At 74.4% G+C, this 23,503-nt stretch carries 21 protein-coding genes and 1 pseudogene; 9 read left to right on the plus strand and 13 right to left on the minus strand.

From position 1 onward, the window contains the following. Positions 1–186: 186 nt before the first annotated feature. Positions 187–1,341 (minus strand): hypothetical protein, encoded by a 1,155-nt coding sequence (locus tag ABEA77_RS15390; RefSeq protein ID WP_345646865.1) that lies wholly within the window; start codon positions 1,339–1,341, stop codon positions 187–189. Between the two features lie 74 nt (positions 1,342–1,415). Between ABEA77_RS15390 and ABEA77_RS15395 the strand changes: the two genes are divergently transcribed. Next, a complete protein-coding gene (locus tag ABEA77_RS15395; RefSeq protein ID WP_345646868.1) occupies positions 1,416–2,582 on the plus strand; it encodes a cystathionine gamma-synthase in 1,167 nt (388 codons plus the stop codon). A 47-nt stretch (positions 2,583–2,629) separates the two neighbouring features. Here the strand turns inward: ABEA77_RS15395 and ABEA77_RS15400 are convergent, their stop codons facing one another. From ABEA77_RS15400 to ABEA77_RS15410, 3 genes are read right to left on the minus strand one after another with little or no spacing between them, the layout of a single operon-like run. Then, the gene (locus ABEA77_RS15400) at positions 2,630–2,872 is read right to left on the minus strand and encodes a hypothetical protein (protein WP_345646871.1); all 243 of its coding nucleotides are present in this window, start codon (positions 2,870–2,872) and stop codon (positions 2,630–2,632) included. Then, the gene (locus ABEA77_RS15405) at positions 2,869–3,372 is read right to left on the minus strand and encodes a hypothetical protein (protein WP_345646874.1); all 504 of its coding nucleotides are present in this window, start codon (positions 3,370–3,372) and stop codon (positions 2,869–2,871) included. The genes ABEA77_RS15400 and ABEA77_RS15405 overlap by 4 nt, the downstream gene beginning before the upstream one ends. Before the next feature lie 31 nt (positions 3,373–3,403). Next, on the minus strand, positions 3,404–3,994 hold the full coding sequence (locus ABEA77_RS15410) for a MarR family winged helix-turn-helix transcriptional regulator (RefSeq protein WP_345646877.1): 591 nt from the start codon (positions 3,992–3,994) through the stop codon (positions 3,404–3,406). Positions 3,995–4,313: 319 nt separating this feature from the next. Between ABEA77_RS15410 and ABEA77_RS15415 the strand changes: the two genes are divergently transcribed. Both ABEA77_RS15415 and ABEA77_RS15420 read left to right on the plus strand, forming a co-directional pair. Continuing rightward, positions 4,314–5,342: an ATP-binding cassette domain-containing protein gene (locus tag ABEA77_RS15415; protein ID WP_345646879.1), complete on the plus strand. Its 1,029-nt coding sequence runs from the start codon at positions 4,314–4,316 to the stop codon at positions 5,340–5,342. Next, complete coding sequence (locus ABEA77_RS15420) at positions 5,339–6,178, plus strand: ABC transporter permease (RefSeq protein ID WP_345646882.1); 840 nt, start codon at positions 5,339–5,341, stop codon at positions 6,176–6,178. The genes ABEA77_RS15415 and ABEA77_RS15420 overlap by 4 nt, the downstream gene beginning before the upstream one ends. Before the next feature lie 18 nt (positions 6,179–6,196). Here the strand turns inward: ABEA77_RS15420 and ABEA77_RS15425 are convergent, their stop codons facing one another. The 3 genes from ABEA77_RS15425 to ABEA77_RS15435 form a co-directional block, all read right to left on the minus strand. After that, entirely contained in the window at positions 6,197–7,033 is an 837-nt protein-coding gene (locus ABEA77_RS15425; protein ID WP_345646885.1) for a DeoR/GlpR family DNA-binding transcription regulator, read from the minus strand. Positions 7,034–7,178: 145 nt separating this feature from the next. Next, on the minus strand, positions 7,179–8,537 hold the full coding sequence (locus ABEA77_RS15430; protein ID WP_345646887.1) for a GntT/GntP/DsdX family permease: 1,359 nt from the start codon (positions 8,535–8,537) through the stop codon (positions 7,179–7,181). Then, a complete protein-coding gene (locus ABEA77_RS15435) occupies positions 8,534–9,952 on the minus strand; it encodes a homoserine dehydrogenase (protein ID WP_345646890.1) in 1,419 nt (472 codons plus the stop codon). Before ABEA77_RS15435 ends, ABEA77_RS15430 begins: the two co-directional genes overlap by 4 nt. 200 nt (positions 9,953–10,152) lie before the next feature. Here ABEA77_RS15435 and otnK point away from each other — a divergent pair, with 200 nt between their 5' ends. After that, complete coding sequence (gene otnK / locus ABEA77_RS15440; RefSeq protein WP_345646893.1) at positions 10,153–11,424, plus strand: 3-oxo-tetronate kinase; 1,272 nt, start codon at positions 10,153–10,155, stop codon at positions 11,422–11,424. Beyond that, entirely contained in the window at positions 11,421–12,059 is a 639-nt protein-coding gene (locus ABEA77_RS15445) for a class II aldolase/adducin family protein (protein ID WP_345646896.1), read from the plus strand. Before otnK ends, ABEA77_RS15445 begins: the two co-directional genes overlap by 4 nt. Positions 12,060–12,191: 132 nt before the next feature. Here the strand turns inward: ABEA77_RS15445 and greA are convergent, their stop codons facing one another. Both greA and ABEA77_RS15455 read right to left on the minus strand, forming a co-directional pair. After that, on the minus strand, positions 12,192–12,689 hold the full coding sequence (gene greA / locus ABEA77_RS15450) for a transcription elongation factor GreA (RefSeq protein ID WP_345646899.1): 498 nt from the start codon (positions 12,687–12,689) through the stop codon (positions 12,192–12,194). A 237-nt stretch (positions 12,690–12,926) separates the two neighbouring features. Continuing rightward, complete coding sequence (locus tag ABEA77_RS15455; protein ID WP_345646901.1) at positions 12,927–13,328, minus strand: DUF4307 domain-containing protein; 402 nt, start codon at positions 13,326–13,328, stop codon at positions 12,927–12,929. A 101-nt stretch (positions 13,329–13,429) separates the two neighbouring features. Here ABEA77_RS15455 and mca point away from each other — a divergent pair, with 101 nt between their 5' ends. The 4 genes and pseudogenes from mca to ABEA77_RS33990 form a co-directional block, all read left to right on the plus strand. Further along, entirely contained in the window at positions 13,430–14,311 is an 882-nt protein-coding gene (gene mca, locus ABEA77_RS15460) for a mycothiol conjugate amidase Mca (protein WP_345646904.1), read from the plus strand. Then, entirely contained in the window at positions 14,304–14,588 is a 285-nt protein-coding gene (locus ABEA77_RS15465; protein WP_345646907.1) for a hypothetical protein, read from the plus strand. The genes mca and ABEA77_RS15465 overlap by 8 nt, the downstream gene beginning before the upstream one ends. 431 nt (positions 14,589–15,019) lie before the next feature. Further along, positions 15,020–15,847, plus strand: a complete 828-nt coding sequence (locus ABEA77_RS15470) for an alpha/beta fold hydrolase (RefSeq protein WP_345646910.1) — start codon at positions 15,020–15,022, stop codon at positions 15,845–15,847. A gap of 215 nt (positions 15,848–16,062) precedes the next feature. After that, a pseudogene (locus ABEA77_RS33990) lies at positions 16,063–16,824 on the plus strand (hypothetical protein); the annotation flags it as partial. A 191-nt stretch (positions 16,825–17,015) separates the two neighbouring features. Here the strand turns inward: ABEA77_RS33990 and ABEA77_RS15475 are convergent. From ABEA77_RS15475 to ABEA77_RS15490, 4 genes are all read right to left on the minus strand, one after another. Next, positions 17,016–20,291, minus strand: coding sequence for a tetratricopeptide repeat protein (locus ABEA77_RS15475; protein WP_345646913.1), 3,276 nt, complete (start codon positions 20,289–20,291; stop codon positions 17,016–17,018). Positions 20,292–20,434: 143 nt separating this feature from the next. Beyond that, the gene (locus tag ABEA77_RS15480) at positions 20,435–21,133 is read right to left on the minus strand and encodes a cyclase family protein (RefSeq protein WP_345646916.1); all 699 of its coding nucleotides are present in this window, start codon (positions 21,131–21,133) and stop codon (positions 20,435–20,437) included. Further along, positions 21,130–22,470: an MFS transporter gene (locus ABEA77_RS15485; protein ID WP_345646919.1), complete on the minus strand. Its 1,341-nt coding sequence runs from the start codon at positions 22,468–22,470 to the stop codon at positions 21,130–21,132. The genes ABEA77_RS15480 and ABEA77_RS15485 overlap by 4 nt, the downstream gene beginning before the upstream one ends. Before the next feature lie 204 nt (positions 22,471–22,674). Next, positions 22,675–23,388, minus strand: a complete 714-nt coding sequence (locus ABEA77_RS15490) for a GntR family transcriptional regulator (protein WP_345646922.1) — start codon at positions 23,386–23,388, stop codon at positions 22,675–22,677. Between the last annotated feature and the right edge of the window lie 115 nt (positions 23,389–23,503).

Raw genomic sequence — 23,503 nt, forward strand, 5'->3', positions numbered from 1 at the left:
CGTACCGCACGGGCGGCGGGGGCGCCCTCGGCCCGCGTACCGCACGGGCGGCGGGGACGCCCTCGGCCCGCGTACCGCACGGGCGGCGGGGACGCCCTCGGCCCGCATATCGCACGGGCGGCAGGGACATCCTTGGCCCGCGTACCACGCGCGGCACCCGGCCACGCGGCGCCTCGGCGGGGCGCCTCAGCGGGGCAGCGTGGCCGGGCTGCCGCCGTTCGCCTCGTACCCGGCGACGGCCAGCGCCCGGTGGAGCGCGTACTCGGCGGCCGGGTCCTCGCTGTACGTCCACGGCACGGCGCCCACCTGCCCGTCGACCCCCACCAGCTGGGCCATCGCCTCACCCCACCGGTCCATCCTGACGAGGAAGAAGACCAGCAGATGCCGCACGTGCGGCAGCACCGGGTCGTCGGGCCGCGCCGAGTGCACCGCGTACAGCGCCCCGGCGACCGCTTTCGTGACAGCCTCGCTGCGGTAGAAGCCCCGGACGAGATTGACCTCGGGCAGGTGCTCGTAGAGCGCGAACAGCGGCAGCGCCGCGAGCAGCGAGCCCCGCGGGGCGCGGGCCGCGGCCGTCCGCGCGAAGCGGTCCGCGTCCTCCCGGGAGCCGTGCCACGCGGCGCCCCAGTAGCGCAGGGCCGCCAGGTGCGCGCCCATGTGCGCGGGCGCGCGGTCCATCACCTCCGCCCACAGCCGGTCGAACTCGGCGGGCGGACAGCCGAGGCCGCGCGCGGCGGACAGCTCCACGATGTACGGCACCGGGTCGCCCGGCGCGAGCAGCGCCGCCTCGCCGCACACCGTCCGCGCCTCCTCCAGCAGGATGCGGAACTCCTCCTCGCCCGGCCGCGAGCTGCGCCACGCCCGCTGCACCAGGAACTCCGCCTGCACCGCCGCGCCGCCGGCGTCCTTCTGCGCCTCCACCCGCCACTCGCGCAGCCACCTGCCGCCCGCGCCGGGCCGCCCGGCGAGTTCGAGCGCGGCGGCGCCCGCGAACCCCTGCACCCGCTGCCAGCGCGCCTCGCCGTCCGCGGGAGTCCCGGCGAGCAGCCGCGACGCGGCCCCCCACTGCTGGGTGCCCTGCACCACGTCGAGCACGTGCAGCAGCTCGTCGTCGGGCCCCGGCACCCGCACGTCGAGCTCCTCCTGGCGCAGGAAGCCGTACGCCTCCGGGTCCGCGGCGTCCGGAGCGTCCGCAGGCACCCGCCGGATCGGCCCCCCGGCCGGCCAGGAAGCCTCGCGCGGGGCGCTGCGGGCCGGGCGCGCGGCGCGCCTGCGCCGCAGGATCGGGCCGAGCGCGGCCGCGAGCAGACCGAGGGCGAACAGGAACCAGAGGATCTCCATGCCTCCATTGTCCCCAAGTCCGCCGCCGACCGGATGGCCGGGAACCGACCTGCGCGCCCGCTACCCTCGGCCCCATGAACCACGAGCACACCGGCGATTCCCTGAACTTCGAGACCCGCGCCATCCACGCGGGCAACACCGCGGACCCCGCGACCGGGGCCGTCGTCCCGCCGATCTACCAGGTCTCCACCTACAAGCAGGACGGCGTGGGCGGGCTGCGCGGCGGCTACGAGTACAGCCGCAGCGCCAACCCCACCCGCAGCGCCCTTGAGGAGAACCTCGCCGCGCTGGAGGGCGGCAGCCGCGCCCTGGCGTTCGCCTCCGGCCTCGCCGCCGAGGACTGCCTGCTGCGCACGCTGCTCGCGCCCGGCGACCACGTGGTCATCCCGAACGACGCCTACGGCGGCACCTTCCGGCTGTTCGCGCGGGTCGCCTCCCGGTGGGGCGTGGAGTGGTCCGTCGCCGACAGCTCCGACCCCGAGGCCGTACGGGCCGCCCTCACCCCGCGGACCAAGGCGGTCTGGGTCGAGACGCCCTCCAACCCGCTCCTCGGCATCAGCGACATCGCGGCGCTCGCGGGCGTCACACGCTCCGCCGGCGTGAAGCTCGTCGTCGACAACACCTTCGCGAGCCCCTACCTCCAGCAGCCGCTCGCGCTCGGCGCCGACGTCGTCGTGCACTCCACCACCAAGTACATGGGCGGCCACTCCGACGTGGTCGGCGGCGCGCTGGTCGTCTCCGACCCGGCGCTCGGCGAGGAACTCGCCTTCCACCAGAACGCGATGGGCGCCATCGCGGGCCCCTTCGACGCGTGGCTCGTGCTGCGCGGCGTCAAGACGCTCGCCGTGCGGATGGACCGGCACAGCGAGAACGCCGAGCGGATCGCGGACATGCTGGCGCACCACCCCCGCGTCTCCCAGGTCCTCTACCCGGGGCTGCCGGGGCACCCGGGCCACGAGGTCGCGGCCAAGCAGATGAAGGCGTTCGGCGGCATGGTGTCCTTCCGGGTCGCGGACGGCGAGGCGGCGGCCGTCGCGGTCTGCGACCGCGCCCGCCTCTTCACCCTCGGCGAGTCCCTCGGCGGCGTCGAGTCGCTGATCGAGCACCCCGGCCGGATGACCCACGCCTCGGCCGCGGGCTCCCCGCTCGAAGTCCCCTCCGACCTGGTGCGCCTCTCGGTGGGCATCGAGTCGGGCGACGACCTGCTCGACGACCTGAAGCAGGCGCTGGCGCGCGACTGAGCCGCCGCGCCGAGGACGCCCGCGCGCTCGGCGCAGAGCGGGCCGCGTCAGAACACCCGGGGCGGCGGCGCGACGACCGAGGGCGGCGCCGCCCACGGCCCGGTGAGCGCGAGCCACACGGCGAGCGCCGCCACCGCGGCGGCCAGCGTCAACACGGCGGCCAGCCGCCTCACCCGTCTGTGGCGGACGATCCGCGCGCCCCGGGCGGCCGCCGCGGGCGCGAGCCCGGGAGGCACCCGCGGGTGCGGCCCTTCGAGCATCCGCCGCACCTGGTCCTCCTTGCGGGTCACCGCGCGGTCCGCCCGTCCGCGGCGGCCCGCGCCAGGTCCCCCTGCCGGGCGGCGCGCGCCCCGGAACGCAGCACGGCGACGCCCCGCGCGCACAGCGCCCGCACCCGCTCGGGCGGCAGCCCGGTCAGCGCCGCGGTCTGCTCCTCGCCCGCACCCTCGTAGAGCCGCAGCACCAGTACGAGCCGCTCCTGCCTGCCGAGCGGTCCGAGTACGCCGCCGCGTCCGCGCCCGCTCCGCCAGGCGGCGTAGCGCGCGTACCGCACCACGAGTTCGCGCCGTGCCCTGTCGTACGGATCCTCGCCGCGCAGCCGCGGCCAGTCGGCGTAGGCGGCGGCGAGCGCGGCCGTCAGCAGCCGCAGCGCACGCGGCGCGGCCTGCGGCGGCTCGCCGGTCAGCAGGGCGGCCAGGTGCAGCAGCCGGCCGGCCGCGCCCGCGACGAACGACTCGAACTCGGGGGCGCGGCCACGCTCTGCTCCCGGGGCCCCGCGCGGCTGCCGCACGCCTTCATGGCAGCGCCGCCGGGGGCCGCGGTCAAGAGGCCGGCGGCGCCTCGTCCGGGTCGAGCCTCGGCTGCTTGGCCGCGGGCAGGCTCCTGTTGAAGCGGGCGAGCAAGGTGGTGAAGGAGATCCGCTCGTCCTCGGTCCAGTCCTCGGTGACCCGCTGCATCAGCAGCCTGCGGGAGCGGCGCACCTCGTCGAGGCGGGCGCGCCCGCGCTCGGAGAGTTCCAGGACGACGGCCCGCCCGTCGTCGGGGTGCGACGTGCGCTTGACCAGGCCGCTGTCGACCAGCGGCGCGACCTGCCTGGTCACGGTCGAGGAGTCGATGCCCATGCCGGCCGCGAGCGCCTTGACGCCCATGGGGCCCTCCAGGTCGAGGCGGTTGAGCAGCAGGTACGCGGCGCGGTCCATCGTGTTGCGCACCTGCCCCACGCCGCCGAGCCTGGTCTGTTCGGCACGCCGGGCGAAGATGGCGACCTGGTGCTGGAGGGCGTCGAGGAGACCGGCGCCGTCCGGGAATTCGGATGCTGCCGGAACGGTGTCCCTGGAATCCTGGCGGTCCAGCGCGCCCGTCGCGTCCTGCGAGACCGACGCATCGGAAGTCATGTCCTGAATGGGGGGCATGGCCGGGGCTCTCTCGTGCGGTGGTCGGTTAATGGTGGTCAAGGGTACGCGGAAGACGTCCTTCCTGTGGCGCTCCCTGCCGGGCGTCCCGGACCTGCGCGGGCGGGGACAGCGGGCGGGGACGGGGGTGGGGCGACGAGTTCCGCCCGCCCGGGGGGTCACCCGTGCGGGGGGTGTGCGGAAACGGCCGCACGGCTAGCCGTGCGCCTCGCTTGAAGCAACGCGATGTATCGCGATACCGTTCGGCCCGCCGGCGGCCCGGGACCCGACCAGTCCCCTGCCGCCGTCGGCCCAGGACCCACCAGTCAGGAGAACCCTCATGCCAGGCGCCATCCATGCCGAGGGTCTGGTCAAGACCTTCGGCGACGTACGGGCTCTGGACGGCGTCGACCTCGACGTACCGGAAGGCACCGTCCTCGGTCTGCTGGGACCCAACGGAGCCGGCAAGACCACCGCCGTCCGCGTCCTGACGACCCTGCTGCGGCCGGACAGCGGCCATGCGGTCGTCGCCGGGATCGACGTCCTCAGGAGGCCCAACGACGTACGCCGCTCCATCGGACTCTCCGGCCAGTTCGCCGCCGTCGACGAGTACCTCACCGGCCGGGAGAACCTCCGGATGGTCGGCCAGCTCTACCAGATGAGCGCGCGGCGGGCGAAGGCCAGGGCCGACGAACTGCTCGAACGCTTCCACCTCGCCGACGCCGCCGACCGCACCACCAAGACGTACTCGGGCGGCATGCGGCGCAGGCTCGACCTCGCCGCCGCGCTCGTCGTCTCCCCGCCCGTGATGTTCATGGACGAGCCCACCACCGGGCTCGACCCGCGCAACCGGCAGCAGCTCTGGTCGATCATCGAGGAGTTGGTGGCGGGCGGCACGACCCTGCTGCTGACCACGCAGTACCTGGAGGAGGCCGACCACCTCGCCCACGACATCGCCGTCGTCGACCGCGGCAGCGTGATCGCGCGCGGCACCGCGGACGAGCTCAAGGCGCGCACGGGCGGCGAGCGCGTCGAGGTCGTGGTGCACCGGCAGGACGACGTCGCCACCGCCCGCACCGTGCTCGGCGGCTTCGGCAAGGCGGGCGCGGTCACGGGCGACGCGGCCGTGACCGTCGCCGAGCACACCCGCAGGCTCACCGTCCCCGTCACCGGCGGCGCCAAGCTGCTCGCCGAGGCGATCAGGGAGCTGGACGCGCGGGGCATCGAGATCGACGACATCGGCCTGCGCAGGCCGACCCTGGACGACGTGTTCCTCTCCCTGACGGGCCACGCGGCCGAGGAGGCCGACGACCAGGGGCGCGACACCACGAGCGGCCCGGGGGACCGGGCGGAGGGGACGGCGTCATGACCGCCATCACGACCCAGGCACCGGCGGCGCGCGGCGGCCTCGCGGGCTCCGTGCGGGACTCGCTCGTCGTCGCCCGGCGCAACCTGATCCGCATGACCAGGATTCCCGAGGTCATCCTGTTCGGGCTGTTCCAGCCGATCATGTTCGTGGTGCTGTTCAGCTATGTGTTCGGCGGCTCCCTGACCGTCGGCGGCACCACGGACCCGAGCGTCTACCGCAACTTCCTGATGGCCGGGATCTTCGCGCAGACCGTCACCTTCGCCACCGCGGGGGCGGGCGCGGGCATCGCCGACGACATGCACAAGGGCCTGGTCGACCGCTTCAGGTCGCTGCCCATGGCGCGCGGCGCGGTCCTGACCGGGCGCACCCTCGCCGACCTCGTGCAGACCACCCTGACGGTGGTGGTGCTCGCCGTCGTCGCCGTGCTGGTGGGCTGGCGCATCCACGAGGGCGTGGGGAAGATGTTCGGCGCCTTCGGACTGCTGCTCCTGCTCGGCTACGCCTTCTCCTGGATCGGCGCGCTGATCGGCCTGTCCGTGCGCACCCCGGAGGCCGCCACCTCCGGCGGGCTGATCTGGCTGTTCCCTGTGACGTTCATCTCGAACGCGTTCGTGGACTCCAGCCGGATGCCGGGGTGGCTCCAGCCGGTCGCGGAGTGGAACCCGTTCAGCGCGACCGTGCAGGCGAGCAGGCAGCTGTTCGGCAACCCCGGCGTCTCCACGTCGACGGCCTGGCCGATGCAGCACCCGGTGTGGGCCTCGCTGATCTGGTCCGCGCTGATCATCCTGGTCTTCCGCACGCTGGCCGTGCGCGCGTACCGCTCCGCCGCCTCCTGACGGGCCGCCGGCCCGTTCTCAGGGCAGCTCGGCCCGCGCGCCGTCCCGGGCCGGCGCCGCGAGGCGCAGGTCCTGGACCTCGGCGCGGATGCCGTCCGCCGCGGCCCCCGCGAGACCCGCGTCCGTGACGAGGACGTCGAAGGCGCTCAGCGGCGCGACCTTGTACAGCCCGAACGTGCCGTACTTCGACGCCCCCGCGACCAGGACCGACTGCGCGGCCGAGGCCATCACCGCGCGCTTCACCTCGACCTTGTCCTGCGAGGGGGTGGTCACCCCGCGCAGCAGGTCCCAGGAGCTCGCGCTGACGAACGCGATGTCGAAGGCGAGCTGGCGGACGGTGGCGGCGGCGAGCGGGCCGACGGTCGAGCGGTTGTCGGGCTCGACCCGGCCGCCGACGTGCACCACCTCGATGTGCCGTGCCCGGCCCAGCTGTTCGACGGCGTTGAAGTCGTTGGTGACCACCGTCAGCGCCGCGTGCTCGGTGAGGGCGGGGATCATGGCGAGCATCGTCGTGCCGGCGTCGAGGTAGACGGTCATGCCCTCGCGCACCAGGGTGGCGGCCTCCCGTGCCATGGCGTGCTTCTCCGGCTGCTCCACCAGGGACTTGGCGGCGAAGCCGGGCTCCGAGCGCATCCCGTTGGCGATCCGTACGCCGCCGGGCACGGAGTAGACGAGGCCCTGCTGTTCGAGCTCCGCGATGTCCCTGCGGACCGTCATGTGGGAGACGCCGAACAGCTGGGTGATCTGCTGGACGCTCAGCACCCCCTCGCGCCGCAGGTGCTTCAGCAGTACCTCGCGCCGCTGGTCGGGGATGAGCGGCGGCCTTTCCTGCGAGCTTTCCTGCGAGGAGGTCACGCGGGTACTCCGTCTCGTGTACGGCGGCCGGCGGCCGCGTTGCCGTCCATTGTCCGATGGCGGGTGGCGGCGCCGCCGCCCGGTGCCGGTGCGGCCCCGGTGCGGGACCGGCGTACGGCAGCGGGCGGCGGGCTCCCGGCGGGCGTCAGCTCACCACCGTGCTGAGCAGCAGGACACCGCCGAGGCTCAGCAGGGACTGGAGCGACAGCATGAGCGTCCAGGTGCGGAACGTCTGGGCCACGGACAGCTGGAAGTACTCCTTGAACATCCAGAAGCCGGAGTCGTTGACGTGCGACAGCATGACCGCGCCCGACGCCGTCGCCAGGACGAGCAGCTCGGGCGAGAGCCCGGGATAGGAGCCCATCAGCGGTGCCATGATGCCCGCGGCGGTGACGGTGGCGACGGTCGCGGAGCCCAGGCAGATCCGCAGCAGCGCGGCCACGCCCCATGCGAGGACCAGTGGCGATATGGACCAGTGGGAGGCGTTGTCGGAGATCACCTTGCCCACACCGGTCGCGGTGAGCATCTCGCTCAGCGCGCCGCCCGCGCCCAGGATGAGGATGATGGTGCCCGCGGGCCCGAGGCCCTTGGAGGTCATCGCCCGCAGCTGGCCGAGGCCGAACCCGGAGCGCACGCCGAGCGCGAAGAACGCGAAGATCACCGCGATCGACAGCGAGAGCACCGGGTTGTCGCAGAACTCGAAGACGGGATGCGCCCAGGAGCCCTCGGAGACCTGCCCCTTGCCGAGGGTCCCGACGAGCATCAGGGCGGCGGGCAGCGCCACGGTGATCAGCGCGAAGGCCAGCGAGACCGGCCGGCCCCGGCGGTCGGGCTCGATCCGCTCCTCCGGCATCGGGCCGCCCGTGCTGAGGTCGGGCGCCGGGCCGAACCAGCGGCTGAGCACGCGGGTCAGGACGGGCCCGTTGAGCGCGGCGATCGGGATGCCGATGGCCAGCCCGTACAGCAGGGTCAGACCGGTGTTGGCGTGGTACGTGCCGATCGCGGCGGTCGGCGAGGGGTGCGGCGGCAGCAGGCCGTGCGAGATGTACAGGCCCGCGGCCATCGGCAGGCCCACGTACAGCAGATGGGTGCCGGTGCGCCTGGCCGTCGCGTAGACCAGCGGGACCAGCATGATGAAGCTGACGTCGAAGATGTGCGGCATGCCGATGAGCAGGGCCGCGGCGGTGATGGCGGTCGGCACCCACTTGATCGGGCGGGCCCCGATGAAGGAGGTCGCGATCCGGTCGGCACCGCCGGAGCCCAGCAGGATGCCGCCGAGCACGGTGCCGAGGCCGATGATCGGGCCGGTGTCGCTGAGCGAGTCGCCGAACCCCTTCTCGAAGGCGTCGACCGCCCCGCCGGGGCCGAGGCCGGCCGCGAGGCCGAGCCCGAGCGCCGCGACCGAGAGCGCGAGGAACGGCATCAGCCTGACCTTGGTGATCAGCAGCACCAGGACGACGATGGCCACCGCGGCCATGATCACGTGTTCCATGGCGGTGCTCATCGGTGTCCGCCCTCCTCTCCCTCGGTGCCCCGCGCGGCGTCGTCCGCCGCGTCGGCGCCGGCCAGCCAGGCACGCGCCAGGGCGGGGTCGGCCCCTGCCAGGTCGTCGAGGCCGATCAGCTCGCCTGCCGCGACGGGCCGGGCGAGGCGGGCGCCCGCGGCCAGGTAGAGCGGGGCGGTCTCGGCGGGTGCCTCCTCGGCGCGCAGCAGGACGGCCTGCACACCGGCGACGTCGTGGTGGTGGCCGCCCATCGACAGGGTGTCGCCGACGGCCAGGTCCTGGCGGGCCCGCCCGGCGAGCACCGCGCTGCGGCGCGGGCGGGCCGCGCCCCTGCCGCGGCCCCCGGCTGCGGCCCGCAGCGTCGCCGGGGCCTCGACACCCATCAGGTGGTACGGCAGGTAGATCGCCGCGTAGCGCCCGTCCCGGCTCACGACGTGGCCCTTGCCCGCCAGCATCCGCCAGGTCTCGGCGTCGTGGGTGCGGACGACGGCGAAGACGCCCCCGGCGAAGGACGCCTCACCGGGAAGCCGCAGCGCGCGGAAGACGTCGACCGCGCCGGGGCGCCGCAGGACGCCGCCGTGCTCGCGCAGCGCGTACACGTCGGCGAGCTCCGCGGGGCGTGCGACCGGGTAGTGCAGCAGCTCGGTGTCGGGGCGGAAGCCGGTGTGGTCGGCGACGACGGCCATCTCGCAGTAGTCGGCGGTGGCGCCGACGGGCAGCGCGCCGACGGCGCGGGCGCGGGCCGCCAGGGTGGCGCGCGGGTCGTCGCCGAGGTCGAGCAGGCCGGCGAGTTCCGGCGCGTGGACGGTGGCGTCGAGCTGCGTGACGGTGCCCGTGGCGGGGTCGAGCACCAGGTCGTACTCGCTCGACTTGCCGATGGCGACGATGTCGAGGCCGAGGCCGCGGACCCGTGAGACGAGGCCGATGAGGTTGGCGGGCTGGTCGCCCTCGACGGGCGTGTGGACGAGGCCGCGGGCCGCGGCGGTGCGGGCCAGGTGGATGCCGGCGACGGAGTCCACCTCCTTGCTCACCATCGCCACGTGCCGGCCGGCCGCGAGTGCCTCCTCGGCCATCGCGAGGCCGTGCGCGGGGCTGCCGGTTGCCTCGACGAGGACGTCCCACTCGGCGGCGGCCAGCGCGCCCGCGTCGGATGTGACGGCGGTCAGGCCCGCGGCTGCGGCCCGCGCCACGGCGTCGGCGTCCTCGCACACCGCGAGGGTGTCCGCCGCGTAACCGAGCTCGGTGCACAGGGCGACGACCCGGTCGGTGTCGAGGTCGCACAGGACGGCCGGGGTCAGCCAGGACAGCAGGCGGCTCTGGGCGAGCAGGGTGCGGGCGAAGCCGCCTCCGGCCCCGGTCAGCGCGTACCGGACCGGCGGGCCGCCGGCGGCTGGTGACTGGTCGCGCACGTTCATCGCGGACTCTCCTCGTCGGGTTCTCACGACGGCGGGGCGAAGAACGCGAGGGAGAAACGCGCCGGCGACCGCCGATTAACGCAAACTAAACACTTCTTCACGCTTGCGTCAACAGTGGTAACATCATTTCACATCCGGGTGGCGTGGGGGCCCAGCTCCGCCCAGGGAAGACACCCACCGGTGACCGATCAGGAGGACCGATGCCACACCTCGGGGCGATCGCGGACGACTTCACGGGAGCGACGGACCTGGCCACCATGCTCGTCGCCCGCGGCTTCAGAACCGTCGTCGCGGTCGGCGTCCCCGGCGGGGGACAGGACGCGGCGGACGTGCCCGCCGAAGCGGACGCCGTCGTCGTGGCGCTCAAGTCGCGCACCGCGCCCACCGGGCAGGCGGTGGCCGAGTCGGTCGCCGCCCTGCGCGCGCTGCGTGCCGCCGGGTGCGAGCGCTTCTACTTCAAGTACTGCTCGACCTTCGACTCGACACCGCGGGGCAACATCGGCCCCGTCGCCGACGCGCTGCTCGACGAGCTCGGCGCGCCGGGCACCGTCGTGGTGCCCGCCTTCCCCGCGACCGGCCGCACCGTCTACCGCGCCCGCCTCTTCGTCCACGACGACCTGCTCGACGAGAGCCCGATGCGCGACCACCCGCTGACCCCGATGCGCGACTCCCACCTCGGCAGGCTGCTCGCGCCGCAGACCGTACGGGCGGTGCACCGCGTCCCCCACGAGACGGTACGTGCCGGGGCGGGCGCCGTGCGTGAGGCGCTCGACGCCCCGCAGGCGCGCGACGCCCTCACCGTCGTCGACGCCACCACCGACGACGACCTGCGGACCATCGCCGCGGCCACCGCCCACCTGCCGCTCGTCACGGGCGCGGCCGGGCTCGCGCTCGGCCTCACGGGGCCGCACGGCGACCAGGAGTCCGCGCGGGCCCGCGCGACGGGCCGCGGCCCCGCCGCGGTCCTGTCGGGGAGCGCGTCGGCCGCCACCCGCGCGCAGGTCGGGCACGCCAGGCGGGTGCTGCCGTCCCGCGCGCTCGACCCGCAGGCGCTCCGCGCCGACCTCGAAGGCGCCGTGGCCGGACTGGTCGCGTTCGCGACCGGCTGCTGGCGCGAGGACCCCGGGCGGCCACCCCTGATCTACGCCACGGGCGAGGAGACCGCCGTGCCCGGCTCCGCGGACCCGGGGGCCGCGCAGCTCGTGGAGACGGCCCTCGCGCGCTGCGCCACCGCGCTGGTGGCCGCGGGCGCCCGCCATCTGCTGGTGGCCGGGGGCGAGACCTCGGGCGCCGTCGTCACGGCGCTCGGCGCACGCACCCTGCGCATCGGCGCGCCGATCGCGCCCGGCGTCGCCTGGGCGCACACGGAGGCCGTTTCCGACGGGTCCGCGCACCCGGTCGACCTGGCCCTGAAGTCGGGGAACTTCGGCGGCACCGACCTGTTCACCACGGCGTGGGGAGCGCTCTCATGAGCACGCCGCGGCAGGACCTCGTCGCCGCAGGCACCAGGCTCGCCGGGCTCGGGCTGAGCCCCGGCGCGTCGGGCAACCTCAGCGTCCGCACGGGCGACCGGGTGCTGATCACGCCCACAGGGGCCGAGCTCGGCGCTCTCGACCCCGGCGCGCTCACGGTCCTCGACCTCGACGGCGGACACCTGGAGGGGCCCAGGCCGTCGAAGGAGTTCCCGCTGCACACGGCGTTCTACCGACGCCACCCGGACACCACGGCCGTCGTGCACCTGCACTCCCGCAGTGCGACCGCCGTCAGCTGCCGGCCCGCCTGGTCGGAGCGGAGCGCCGTGCCGCCGCTGACGCCGTACTTCGTGATGCGCGTGGGCCAGACGCCGCTCGTCCCGTACGCCGCCCCGGGCGACGCCGTCCAGGCCGCGGTCATCGAGGCGATGCCCCTCGCGTTCCGCGCCGTCCTGCTGGCCAACCACGGCCCCGTCACGTCGGGCCGCGACCTGGCGGCCGCGGTCGACGCCGCGATCGAGCTCGAAGAGGTCTGCACCCTGCTGCTGCTCCTGCCCGAGGGCGAGCGGCGCCTCCTCGCGCCCCCCGAGATAGCGGAGCTGACCGCGCGCTACGGGTCCGACTGGGACCTGTGACGCCGGAAGGCGCGCCGGGGTACCGCTCGGCGACCTCCTGGTCGCGCCCCGTGCACGGCAAGGGCCGTGCGGCACCGGTGGATCGGTGCCGCACGGCCCGTGCGTGGAGTGTGGAGCGTCGAGTCGGCCGCGTCAGCCGGAGTACGGCTTCGCGGCGAGGATCCTCACCGTCGCCGTCTTGCCGTTCGGCAGCTCGTACTGCGCGTCCTCGCCGACCTTCTTGCCGTTCACACCGGAGCCGAGCGGCGACTGCGGCGAGTACGTCTCGATGTCGGCGCTCGCGTACTCGCGGGACGCCATCAGGAAGGTGAGCGTGTCGTCCTCGTCGCCGTCGAAGGCGATCGTCACGACCATGCCGGGCTCCACGACGCCGTCGTCCGCGGGCGCCTCACCGACCTTCGCGTGTTCCAGGAGCTGGGTCAGCTGGCGCACGCGGAGCTCCTGCTTGCCCTGCTCCTCCTTGGCCGCGTGGTACCCGCCGTTCTCCCGCAGGTCCCCCTCCTCGCGCGCAGCCTCGATCTTCTTGGCGATCTCGGTGCGGGCGGGACCAGACAGGTATTCCAGCTCTGCCTTGAGCTGGTTGTACGCCTCCTGGGTGAGCCAGGTGACGTTCTCGCTGGTCTGGGTCACAGGTGCTCCTCGTAGGTACTGGGAATACAAATGAACGCCCTACCAGTAAGGATGGGGCCTTCCCGGTCGGGCGAAACCACGAGCCTAACAATTTCCCGGCCACAGGGGGAAGGCAAAAGCCGCCTACCTGGCATCGCCGCTGGTCGGCGCGGTGTTTCGGCGGCCTGGGCGGGCGGGGCGGGGAGGCGCGGCAGGCGGGCGCCCGGCGCACTCCCGGCGTGATCCGAACGAAAGGCCCTAGCTGTCGGAGCAGCCCACGAGCTCGGCGGCCGTCGCCCTCCCGGTGGTGCGGAGCGTGACGACCTCGTCGACCTGCGTCCTGTGCTGGTCGTAGCGGACCGTCTTGCGGCCGACCTCGACGTGGTCGGTGTCGAGCGCGCGGACCGTGCAGCTGCCGGTGGTGGTCTCGCCCTTGCGCACTTCCAGGTGGATGCGCATCGCGGACGCGTCGACCGCCTCGTACGAGATGACCTGGCCGGACAGGCTCCGGTCGGTGAGGCTGTGGAACCCGTAGTAGCCGAGGCCGAGCACCGCGAGGGCGCCGAGCACCACGCCGATGATCTTCAGCCTGTGGTCCGCACGCTCGTCCGCCGAGCGGCCGTAGCGGCCCGCGGGGGCCTGCGTGCCTGCCTGGGCCATGGTCCGTCCTCTCGCGGCGGGCGCCGATGCCGGAATTTTCGCCCCCCGGTATCCGTCACTATAGAAGCCGCCCTTTGCGACGAATCACTGAGGATCGAGTCTTGACTGAGCAGCTGCGACTGATGGCCGTTCACGCCCACCCCGACGACGAGTCGAGCAAGGGCGCGGCCACGATGGCCAAGTACGTCTCCGAGGGGGTGGACGTGGTTGTCGTGACCTGCACGGGCGGCGAGCGCGGCGACATCCTCAACCCGAAGCTCCAGGGGGACACGTACATCGAGGAGCACATCCACGAGGTGCGCAAGCGCGAGATGGACGAGGCGCGGGAGATCCTCGGCATCAAGCAGGAGTGGCTCGGCTATGTGGACTCCGGGCTGCCCGAGGGCGACCCGCTGCCCCCGCTGCCGGAGGGCTGCTTCGGCCTCGCGGACGTGGACGAGGCGGCGGGCCGGCTGGTGCGGCTCATCCGCTCCTTCCGCCCGCAGGTCGTCACCACGTACGACGAGAACGGCGGCTATCCGCACCCCGACCACATCATGACCCACAAGATCTCGATGGTCGCCTTCGAGCACGCGGCGGACACCGAGAAGTACCCCGAGGCCGAGTTCGGCCCGGCCTTCCAGCCGCAGAAGCTCTACTACAACCAGGGCTTCAACCGGGCCCGTACGGTCGCGCTGCACGAGGCGCTGCTCGCGCGCGGCCTTGAGTCGCCGTACGGGGAGTGGCTGGAGCGGTGGGACAAGAGCGACCGCCCCGAGCGGACGCTCACCACGCACGTGCCGTGCGCCGACTTCTTCGAGATCCGCGACAAGGCGCTGCTCGCGCACGCCACGCAGATCGACCCGGACGGCGGCTGGTTCCGCGTCCCGCTCGACCTCCAGAAGGAGGTCTGGCCGACCGAGGAGTACGAGCTCGCTCGGTCGCTTGTCGACACCTCCCTCCCCGAGGACGACCTCTTCGCGGGCATCCGCGACAATGCATGACATGGATGCGACTCACGCAGTGACGCACATGGTCACGCTCGCCGAGGTCAACGAGAACAAGGTGACCCCCGGCCTGCTGGGGTTCGTCGTCTTCGCGGTGCTGGCGCTCGGTGTCTGGCTGCTGATGAAGTCGATGCACCGGCACATGGGCCGGGTGGACTTCACGGAGGAGCCGGCCAAGGCCCCCGGGGGCAAGGCCGTCGCCGCGCGCGGCACGGCTCCCGCGCAGCGCACGGCGGAGGCGACGGGCGCCAGGAAGGCCCCCTCGGACCAGTAGGCGCAGGCGGCGGGCCGCCGGTTTCCGGCGCCCGTCTGCCCGCGCTTGTGGCGCCCCCGCACCCACGGGGGCGCCATCTCGCGTTGTCCGGGGGCCGCGCACCGCGAGGCGCCCCCGACCCGCTGTGAGCGGCCCGCCCGGTGTTCGCGGCAGGCGCGGACCGGACGGTCAACCGGCCGCGGCACCAGGCGTGTTGAGGCCCCGGCGACCCGCGGAGGATGGCCGTGTCCCGCCCGAACTGCCGGATATGTCCCCAGCGGGTACCGTCGGTGGGACGAGGTGCTCGCGCGCACCGGGACGACCCGCTGCCGACCGACTCCGCTTCGCCTTCCCGTGCGTCCGCCGCCGGCCTGTGGTGTGAGAACCGCGTTCCGCCCCGGGCACCGGGCTCCGCCGGCGCGGAGCCGTCCCCGGCACCGAAAGGAACCACCATGCCCTTCGCCACCGCCGCCGACGGTACGCAGATCTTCTACAAGGACTGGGGGTCGGGGCAGCCCGTCGTGTTCTCGCACGGCTGGCCGCTCACCGCCGACGCCTGGGACGCCCAGCTCAAGGTGGTGGCCGACCACGGGTTCCGCGCCGTCGCCCACGACCGCCGGGGCGGCGGGCGCTCGGGGCAGACCTGGGAGGGCAACGACCTCGACACGTACGCGGACGACCTGTCCGCCGTGATCGAGGCGCTCGACCTGCGCGACGCCATCCTCGTCGGCCACTCGACCGGCGGCGGAGAGGTCGCGCGCTACATCGGCCGCCACGGCACGGGCCGGGTCGCGAAGGCCGTGCTGCTCGCCGCGATCCCGCCGCTCATGCTGAAGACCGAGGCCAACCCGGAGGGCCTGCCCATCGAGGTCTTCGACGAGATACGGCAGGGCATCCTGAAGGACCGCTCCCAGTTCTACCGGGACCTGAGCGCGCCCTTCTACGGCGCCAACCGCGACGGGTCCGCCGTGACGCAGGGCATCAGGGACCAGTTCTGGCTGTGGTCCATGACGGTCGGGATCAAGGGCGCGTACGACTGCGTCAAGGCGTTCTCCGAGACCGATCTCACCGAGGACCTGCGGAGGTTCGACGTGCCGACGCTGATCGCCCACGGTGACGACGACCAGATCGTGCCCATCGTGGCGTCCGGCGAGAAGTCGTCCGAGCTGGTCTCGGGATCGACCTACCGCGTCTACCGGGGCGCGCCCCACGGGCTCGCGATGGTGCCGGGGTTCGCCGAGACCTTCAACGCCGACCTGCTCGACTTCGCGCGCGGCTGAGGCGTGCTCGACTTCGCGCGCGGCTGAGGCGCGGGAGCCGGGCGCAGAGGAGCCGTCCTCCCTGGTCACGGTCGGCGAGGCCGTCTACGGCATCCTGCGCAAGCGCGGGGTGCGGGCCGTCTTCGGCCGACCCCGGCTCCCACGGGCTCTCCTTCCCCACCGGACTGCCCGACGACGTCCACTACTGCCCGGCCCTCCGGGAGGGTGCCGCCGCCATGGCGGACGCGTACGCGCCCAGGCGTCGCACACCACGGGCTTCCTCAGCCTGCACGCGGCCTCCGGCACGGGCAACGCCGTGGGCGGGCTCACCGACACGGCGGCCTGCCACACCCCGCTCGCGGTGCTCGCCGGCGGGCAGACCCGCCGATACGTGCCGTTGGGCGGCGACACTCACCCATGTCGACGCGACGAGACTGTGCGACCCCTGGTCAAGTGGTCCGGCGAAGCGCTGCCGCCCGAGGACGGCCCGGTCCTGCTCGCGCGCGCCGCCGGCCTCGCCAACAGCGCGCCGTGCGGCCCCGCCCACCTGTCGGTGCCGCTCGACGACCGGGACGCGGAGGCCGACGAGGACGCCGTGGGGCACCTGCTCGGGCGCAACGTCCCGCCGCCCCCGGGTGGTCGAGCCCGCCGCGCTCGGCGGGACCAGCGGCGCCCTGCGCGCCGCGCGCCACCCCGCGCTGATCCTCGGTACCGGCGCCGACACGGAGTGCGGCTTCACCGCCGCGGGCGCGCTCGCCGAGCGCGCCCGGCGGCCCGTGTACGTCGCGCCCAGCGCGCCGCGTCCGCCCTTCCCCACCAAGCACCCCTGCTACCAGGGGCTGCTGCCCTCGTCGGTCGGCGCCGTCGCGGACACGCTCGCGGAACACGATGTGGTCCCCGCCGTCGGCGCGCCGGTCTTCCGCTACCACGCCCCGGGCGGCGCCGGCTTCCTCGCACCCGGCTGCCGGCTCTACGGCGTCACCGACGATCCGGACGAGGCGGCCCGCGCCCCGTCCGGGCACCTCCTGACCGGGGACCCGGCGGACGCGCTCGTACGGTGTGCTCGCGCACCGTGCCGAGAGCCTCGACGAGCTGACGGACTTCCTCAAGGCCGCGGACGGCGAGCAGGCGCCCCGGCTGATCGAGGCGCCGCAGCGCTGAACGGGCCCGCGCGACAGCATAGTTGCCGTCAGGCCCGGTCCCTGGCCGTCTCCACCCCCATCACCTCCTGCGCGTGGCGCCCCGGCACGAGCCCCAGCGACCAGGCGCGCCAGCCGTCCTCCAGGGTCGTGCCCCTGGCCAGCATCACGGCGAGCGCCTCAGCGCACTCGTCCAGCTTCTGGTCGCGCAACGCGTGGTGCTCTGCCGCCAGTTCGGCCAGTTCCTGCTCCGCGACCGCCGTGCCGACCTCCGTGCCGCCGGGCGACGCGTACGGCAGCAGCGTGCAGCGCAGGAAGCGGGACCAGTCGGCGCCCCGCCGGTCGCCGTACGAGCCGAACAGCTCCGTCGCCTCGTCGCACAGGGCGAGCGCCTGCGCCGCCCGGTTGTTGCCCGCGTCCACGATCGCCAGCTCCACGCAGGTCCACCCCTCGCCATAGGCGACACCCGCCCTGCGGAAGTCGGCGCGCGCGTCCGCGAGGAGCTGCCGCGCGAAGCCGGAGTTGCGCAGGTTGCCGGTGCGCGCGGCGCGCTGGTCGCGGGTGGCGCGGCCCAGGTGGTGGCGCGCGCAGCCGAGCCCGTACACGTCCCGCATGCGGGAGAACATCGTGCGGGCGCGCTCCAGTTCGCGCACCGCCTGGTCGCGGTCGCCCGCGTCTTCGAGGGCCTGGCCGAGGTAATACAGGGTCCACGCCTCGCCGCGCGCGTCCTCGTTGTCCCGGTGGCGGGCGAGCGCGGCGCGCAGGTCCTCCGCGGCCTCGGCCGGCTCGCCCGCCATCAGGCGCGTACGGGCCAGCTGCGTCAGCGCCCACGCCTCGCCGCGCCCGTCCCCGGTGCGCCCGTACAGGTCGAGCGCGAGCCGCAGCGACTCCTCGGCGCCCGCCGGCTCGTCGAGCCGCAGCAGCACCTGCCCCAGCTGGAAGTGGGCCCACGCCTCACCGTGCACCGAGCCGTTGGCGCCGTGCAGTTCGAGCGCCTCCGTCAGCATCGCGAGCGCCTCGCGGACCCGGCCGCGGTCGCGCTCCACCGCGGCCAGCGCGTGCAGCGTCCACGCGCGGTCGCCCGCGAGCGGCTCGGGCTCCTGGAGCGCGAGCGCCTCCCGCAGCCTCCCCGCCGCGCCCGCCAGGTCGCCCTGGTGGTGCAGGGTGATGCCGAGCGAGCACAGCGCGAGCGCCTCGCCCGCGGCCTGCTCGGCCTCCCGGTAGAGCTCCACCACGGACGTCAGCGTCGTACGCGCCGTGTCCAGGTCGCCGACCTGGCGCGCGGCGATGCCCGTACGCCACTGCACGGAGCGCACCAGCAGGCCCTGGCCCACGGCGTGCGCCAACTCGTTGATCTCGCCGAGCCGGTAGAGGTCGCCGCGGAGCAGGCAGTAGTCGCACAGCGCGCCGAGCAGCCCCAGCACGGCCTGCTGGTCGACGCCCTCCGCCTGCCGCAGCGCCGCCGTGATGAAGCTCGACTCCTCGTCGAGCCAGCGCAGCGCCGCGTCGGGCGAGGTGAAGCCGTGCGCGTCCGCCGTGGTGCGGAACAGGTCGGCGCGCGTCGACATGTTGCCGTCGACCAGCCGGATCACGGTGTCGGCGAGCTCGCTGTAGTTCCTGATCAGCCGCTCCTGCGCGGCCGTACGCTCCTCGGCGCCCTCCTCGTCGAGCAGCCGGGCGAGCGCGAACCCGCGCACCACGTCGTGCAGCCGGTAGCGTCGGCCCCGCACATGGTCGATGAGCCCGGCGTCCGCAAGCGCCGTCAGCAGCCGCTGCGCCTCCTGCTCGCCCGTCGCGAGCAGCGCTGCGGCCGCCGAAGCGCCGAGCGACGCCCGGCCCGCGAGCGCGAGCCGTCGCAGCAGGCGGCGCGCCAGGTCGTCCTGGTCCGTGTAGCGCAGCCACAGCGCGCGCTCCGCCGACGGCACGGGGCCGTACGCGGCGAGGTCGCCGGCGAGCCGGGCCGCGGAGCGCGCGCCGAGCGCGGAGCCCGCGACCCGCAGGGCGAGCGGCAGCCCGCCGCACAGGCCGGCGATCCGGTCGACCGACGGTGCGTCGTACACCTCGCCCGCGGTCACCGGGGCCCCCGCCTCCTGCTCGGCCGCCGCGGCCGCGGCGGCCGCCTCCCGCAGCAGTTCCTCCGCGCCCGCCACGTCCAGCGGCTCCACCGGCAGCCGGTGCACCCAGGCGCCCAGGTCGTCCGGCAGGGCGAGGTCCTGACGTGCCGTCACCAGGATGAGGCTGTCGGAGCGTTCCGGCACCAGCGGCAGCACCTGCGCGGCGTCGGACGCGTCGTCGAGCACGATCACCACGGGCAGCCGCGCGAGGTGCCTGTGGTACAGCCCGGTGAGCCGCCGGACCTGCTGCTCCTGCGACGACGAGTCGCGGAACAGCAGCTGCTCCTTGGGCGCCCCGAGGCGGTTCAGCAGGTGCAGCAGAGCGTCCCGGGTGGACAGCGGGGCGAGCGGAGCCGCGGCCGGGTGCTCCACGCCGCCGCCGCGCATGTCGACCACGCACGCGCCCCTGAACTCGTCGCGCAGCTCGTGGGTGGCGCGCACCGCGAGCGTCGTGCGGCCGGATCCCGGCTCGCCGTGCAGCACCACCACCGTGGGCCTGGTCTCGGTGGCGGCGCGGGCCGCGCGCACCCACTGCGCGATCTGCGCCACCTCGCGCCGCCGCCCCGCGAACGGGCCCGCCGCCTCCGGGAGATGGCCGAAGGACTGGTCGAGCAGCGAGCGCCGCCTGGCCGCCGCGCTGCGGTCCTGGCCGCGCAGCGAGGCCACCTGCGAGGCGCGTCCGCGCGTCTCGCGGCTCGTCGCCGACCTGACGACCCGCTGCCGGTCGAGGAACGGCCGGATGCCGCGCACGTCGAGCGCGCCGAGCCAGGCCAGCCTCAACTGCTCGACCCGCGCCGGGTCCTGTGCGGTGGCGCCCGCGGGCCGCTGCCCCGAGGTCGTCCGCACGACCGTCGTCGCGGCGCCCGCCACGGCGGCGACGGCGCCCGCGCCGAGCGCGGTGGCGGGGCCCGTGCCGAACGCGGCGTCGGCGCAGGCGGCGGCGACCGCGGCGACCGCCGTCACCAGCACGGGCGTCGCCACGGCCCCCTTGCCGAACCGTCCGCCGAGCGGACCTCTGCCCGCCTCCAGGTCCCGGAGGGCCGTCTCGTACGCCTCGTACTCCTCGGCGGCCGTCGCCAGCAGTTCGTCGAAGTGTGCGCGGGCCCGCACGAGCAGCGCGGCGCCGTCGATCCCGCCGCCGGCGCGCCGCACCTCCTCCTCCACAGCCCGCACCAACAGCCGCTCCGCCTCGGCCCGATGGCGCTCCCGCATCTGCCGTCCCCCTCCGCGTCCGTGTCGTGTGTGCCAGGCTCCTGCCCGCCCCGCACCCGCGTGAAGCGGCGCCAGGAACACCCGTACGAAACCGCGACCGAACCGCGACAGCCCGGGACCGCGCGGCGGCCGGGCGCGGTGTATCAGGGACGGTACGCGACGGCGCGTACGGGGGAGCCCGAGCCGCCCCGCACGGGCAGGGGAGCCGTGGTGAGCAGGGTCCAGGGGGCCAGCTCCCCGAGGCGGGCGAAGTTCTCGCCGATGAGGACGCCCGCGCCGAGCAGCAGCCGGTGCGCGGGGCAGGCCTCGGAGCCGTACGGGTCGGGGGACGGGGTGTCCACGGCGACCAGCGCGACGCCGCGGTCGAGCAGCTCGGCGGCCAGCTCGGCCGTGACGTACGGCCAGGGCTCCAGGTAGCCCGGGGTGTTCCAGCGCGCGCTCCAGCCGGTGTCGACCAGGACGCGGTCGCCGGGGCCCACGGGGCCGTGCGCGGCCTCGAACGCGGTGAGCGCGGCCGGTGCCACCGCCGCCGTGCCCGCGGGGGCGCGCAGGGTGGCGGCACGGCCGGTGAACACCCCGGGCGGTGTGTCCGCGATGCCGGCGCCGCCCGGCACGAAGTGCACGGGTGCGTCGAGGTGGGTGCCGGTGTGTTCGCCGAGTGCGACGCGGTGGTGCCTGGAGAGGTCGCCGCGGCTGTAGCACTCGACGAGTTCGTGTTCGAAGCGCGGGTGGCCGGGCCAGACCGTCATGCCCTCCTGGAGCGGATGGCTGAGGTCGACGGGGGTCAACAGGCCGATGGAGTCGGCGAGTCGGGTCATCCGGTGGGCTGCGTCTGTGGTCATGCGGGTGTGCTCCCCGGTGTCTCGGGGCGCCGTGCGGCGCCCTTGATCCGCAGCAGGGGTACCAGGCCGAGTACCGGGCCCGCGACGAGCACGCAGAAGGTGGCGCCCCAGCCCCAGTGGTCGATCAGCCAGCCGGCCGCTGTGGAGACCACCGCGCCGCCGAGGCCGGTCGTGATGCCGATCATCAGGCCCATCGAGGAGCCGGCCTGCTCGGGCGCCGCGTCGATGACGACGGAGTAGATGACCGGGTAGGGCGCGTTGCGGAACAGCCCCCACAGCAGCAGGAGCAGCCACGCCTGCCACGCGGTGTGCACCAGCAGCAGGGGCAGTGTGGTCGCGATCCACCCCGCCACGCACACCACGAGGACCGGGCGCCTGCCGATGTGGTCGGAGAGCGTGCCCCAGACGATCTGCCCCACCCAGCCGGTGAGGCCGGAGGCCCCGGAGGCGAGTACGGCGGCCCCGGTGCTCATGGTGGTGCGGTCGTGCAGGAACACCACGAGGAAGGTCATCAGCCCCAGTTCGCACCAGAGGAAGCCGAAGTTGACCATGATGGCGCGGCGCACGTCGGCGACCGCAAGCACATCCCTCAGCAGGCGGAACGGGCTGCGCGCGGCGGCGGGCGCCCGCTCGACCGAGGGCAGCGGCGTGGTCAGGCCCCTGGCCCTGATCCACTCGTACACCCGCTCCTGGTTGCGCCGGGTGCCCACCCGCACCTGGGCCAGCATGATGGGCACGCCGATCAGCGGCAGCACCAGGAAGGTCGCCTGCCAGCTCATCACGCTCATCAGCGCGGCCACCAGCGCGGGGCCCGCGAACTGCCCGAGCGGGAAGCCGACATGGTGGGTGCCGACCGCGAAGCCGCGGTTCTCCACCTGCCACCACTCGCCGACGATGGCCACATTGGTGGGTTCGCTGCCGCCACGGCTTACCCCCATCACGACCCGCATCAGCTGGAAGGCGACCCAGCTCGACGCCAGCAGGAAGGTGAAGGTGCCGCCGATCACCGAGAGGGCCATCGCCGCGGCCCACACCCAGCTGCGCCGGTAGCCGTTGCCGACCACGTCGGAGAGCCAGCCGAACAGCACCGCGCCGGCGACCGTGCTGACGAAGAACACCGAGTTGAGGGCGCCCGCCGCGGTGTCGCTCAGTCCGTAGGACGCCTTCACCTGGGGCAGTACCGAGGGCAGGATCGCCGCGTCGAGCGAGGTCATCAGGATCGCGAGCGAGGTGATCAGCAGGGTCCACCAGGAGACGGGATGGGCCCGGATCGCCCAGCGGCGGCCCCTCCCCGGTCGCGGCCCTGACGTCCTCACGGTGGGCGGTACGGCGCTCATCGGCCCTCACCTTGCCTTGACGGATGTGTCGCTGCGGCCCCGCGCTTGCCGGGCGGCCTGCTCGGGCCGCGGCGGGGAGAGCCGGTGTGACGGCGTGCACGCCAGGCGTCCTCCTGGCGTACCAGCGCTGGTATACAAGCACCGGTCGGGCAGGGGGTCAAGGGTGGTGCGCACGCCGGGGCCGGAGGGCGGGAGAGCGGGGGCTCACTCCCAGACGACGACGTTCCGCCGAACCGGGACCGTGTCGGAGTCGGAGGCGAACAACTCGGGGGAGCGGGTCCTGATCTGCTCGATGTCCTCGAAGACTGCCCGCAGGTGCCGGCGCATGGTGGCGCGGGCCCGGTCGACGTCGCTGTCCAGGACCGCCCGGAGGATCTCCTCGTGCTGCCCGGCGAAGACCGCCGGCGAGCTGGCCTCGTACAGGCCGAGGCGGCGCGCGCGGTCGAGGTGGCCCTTGGCCGACACGACGGTCGACCAGGACCTGCCGTGGCCGCTCAGCCGCAGCAGCCCCCGGTGGAACTCCTCGTCGAGCGCGAAGAACTCCTCCACGTCGCTGCCGTGCCGCTGCTGCTGCGCGAGGTTGTCGCGCAGCTCCGCGACGAGCGCGGGGTCGAGCTTGGCGGGGAGGTCGTCGAGCGCCGCGAGCTCCACCGCCTCCCGCAGGAACTGCGCGTCGGCGACGCGGTCGGGCGCGACGCGCGAGACGAACGACCCGACCTGCGGAAAGACCTGTACGAGCCCCTCCTCGGCCAGCAGGATCAGGCTCTCGCGGACCGGCGTCCTGCTCACCCCGAGCGACGCGGCGAGCTCGTTCTCCGACAGGGCGCTGCCCGGCGGCAGTTCCAGGGTCAGCACCCTGCGCCTGAGGGTCTCGTAGACGACCCGGCGGTTGGTGCGCCGTCTGTCGGATGCGGCCATGCCGTTCACCTTAGTCGACCGTCCGGACGTGCCGGTCCGCCCGTCCCCCGGCCCTGCGCGGGCCCTCCGCCAACCTTGACCCACTCATCGACCGATGCTTGTATACCAGTACTGC

Origin of the sequence: Streptomyces tremellae (assembly GCF_039540215.1) — a bacterium.
GTDB classification, from domain to species: domain Bacteria; phylum Actinomycetota; class Actinomycetes; order Streptomycetales; family Streptomycetaceae; genus Streptomyces; species Streptomyces tremellae.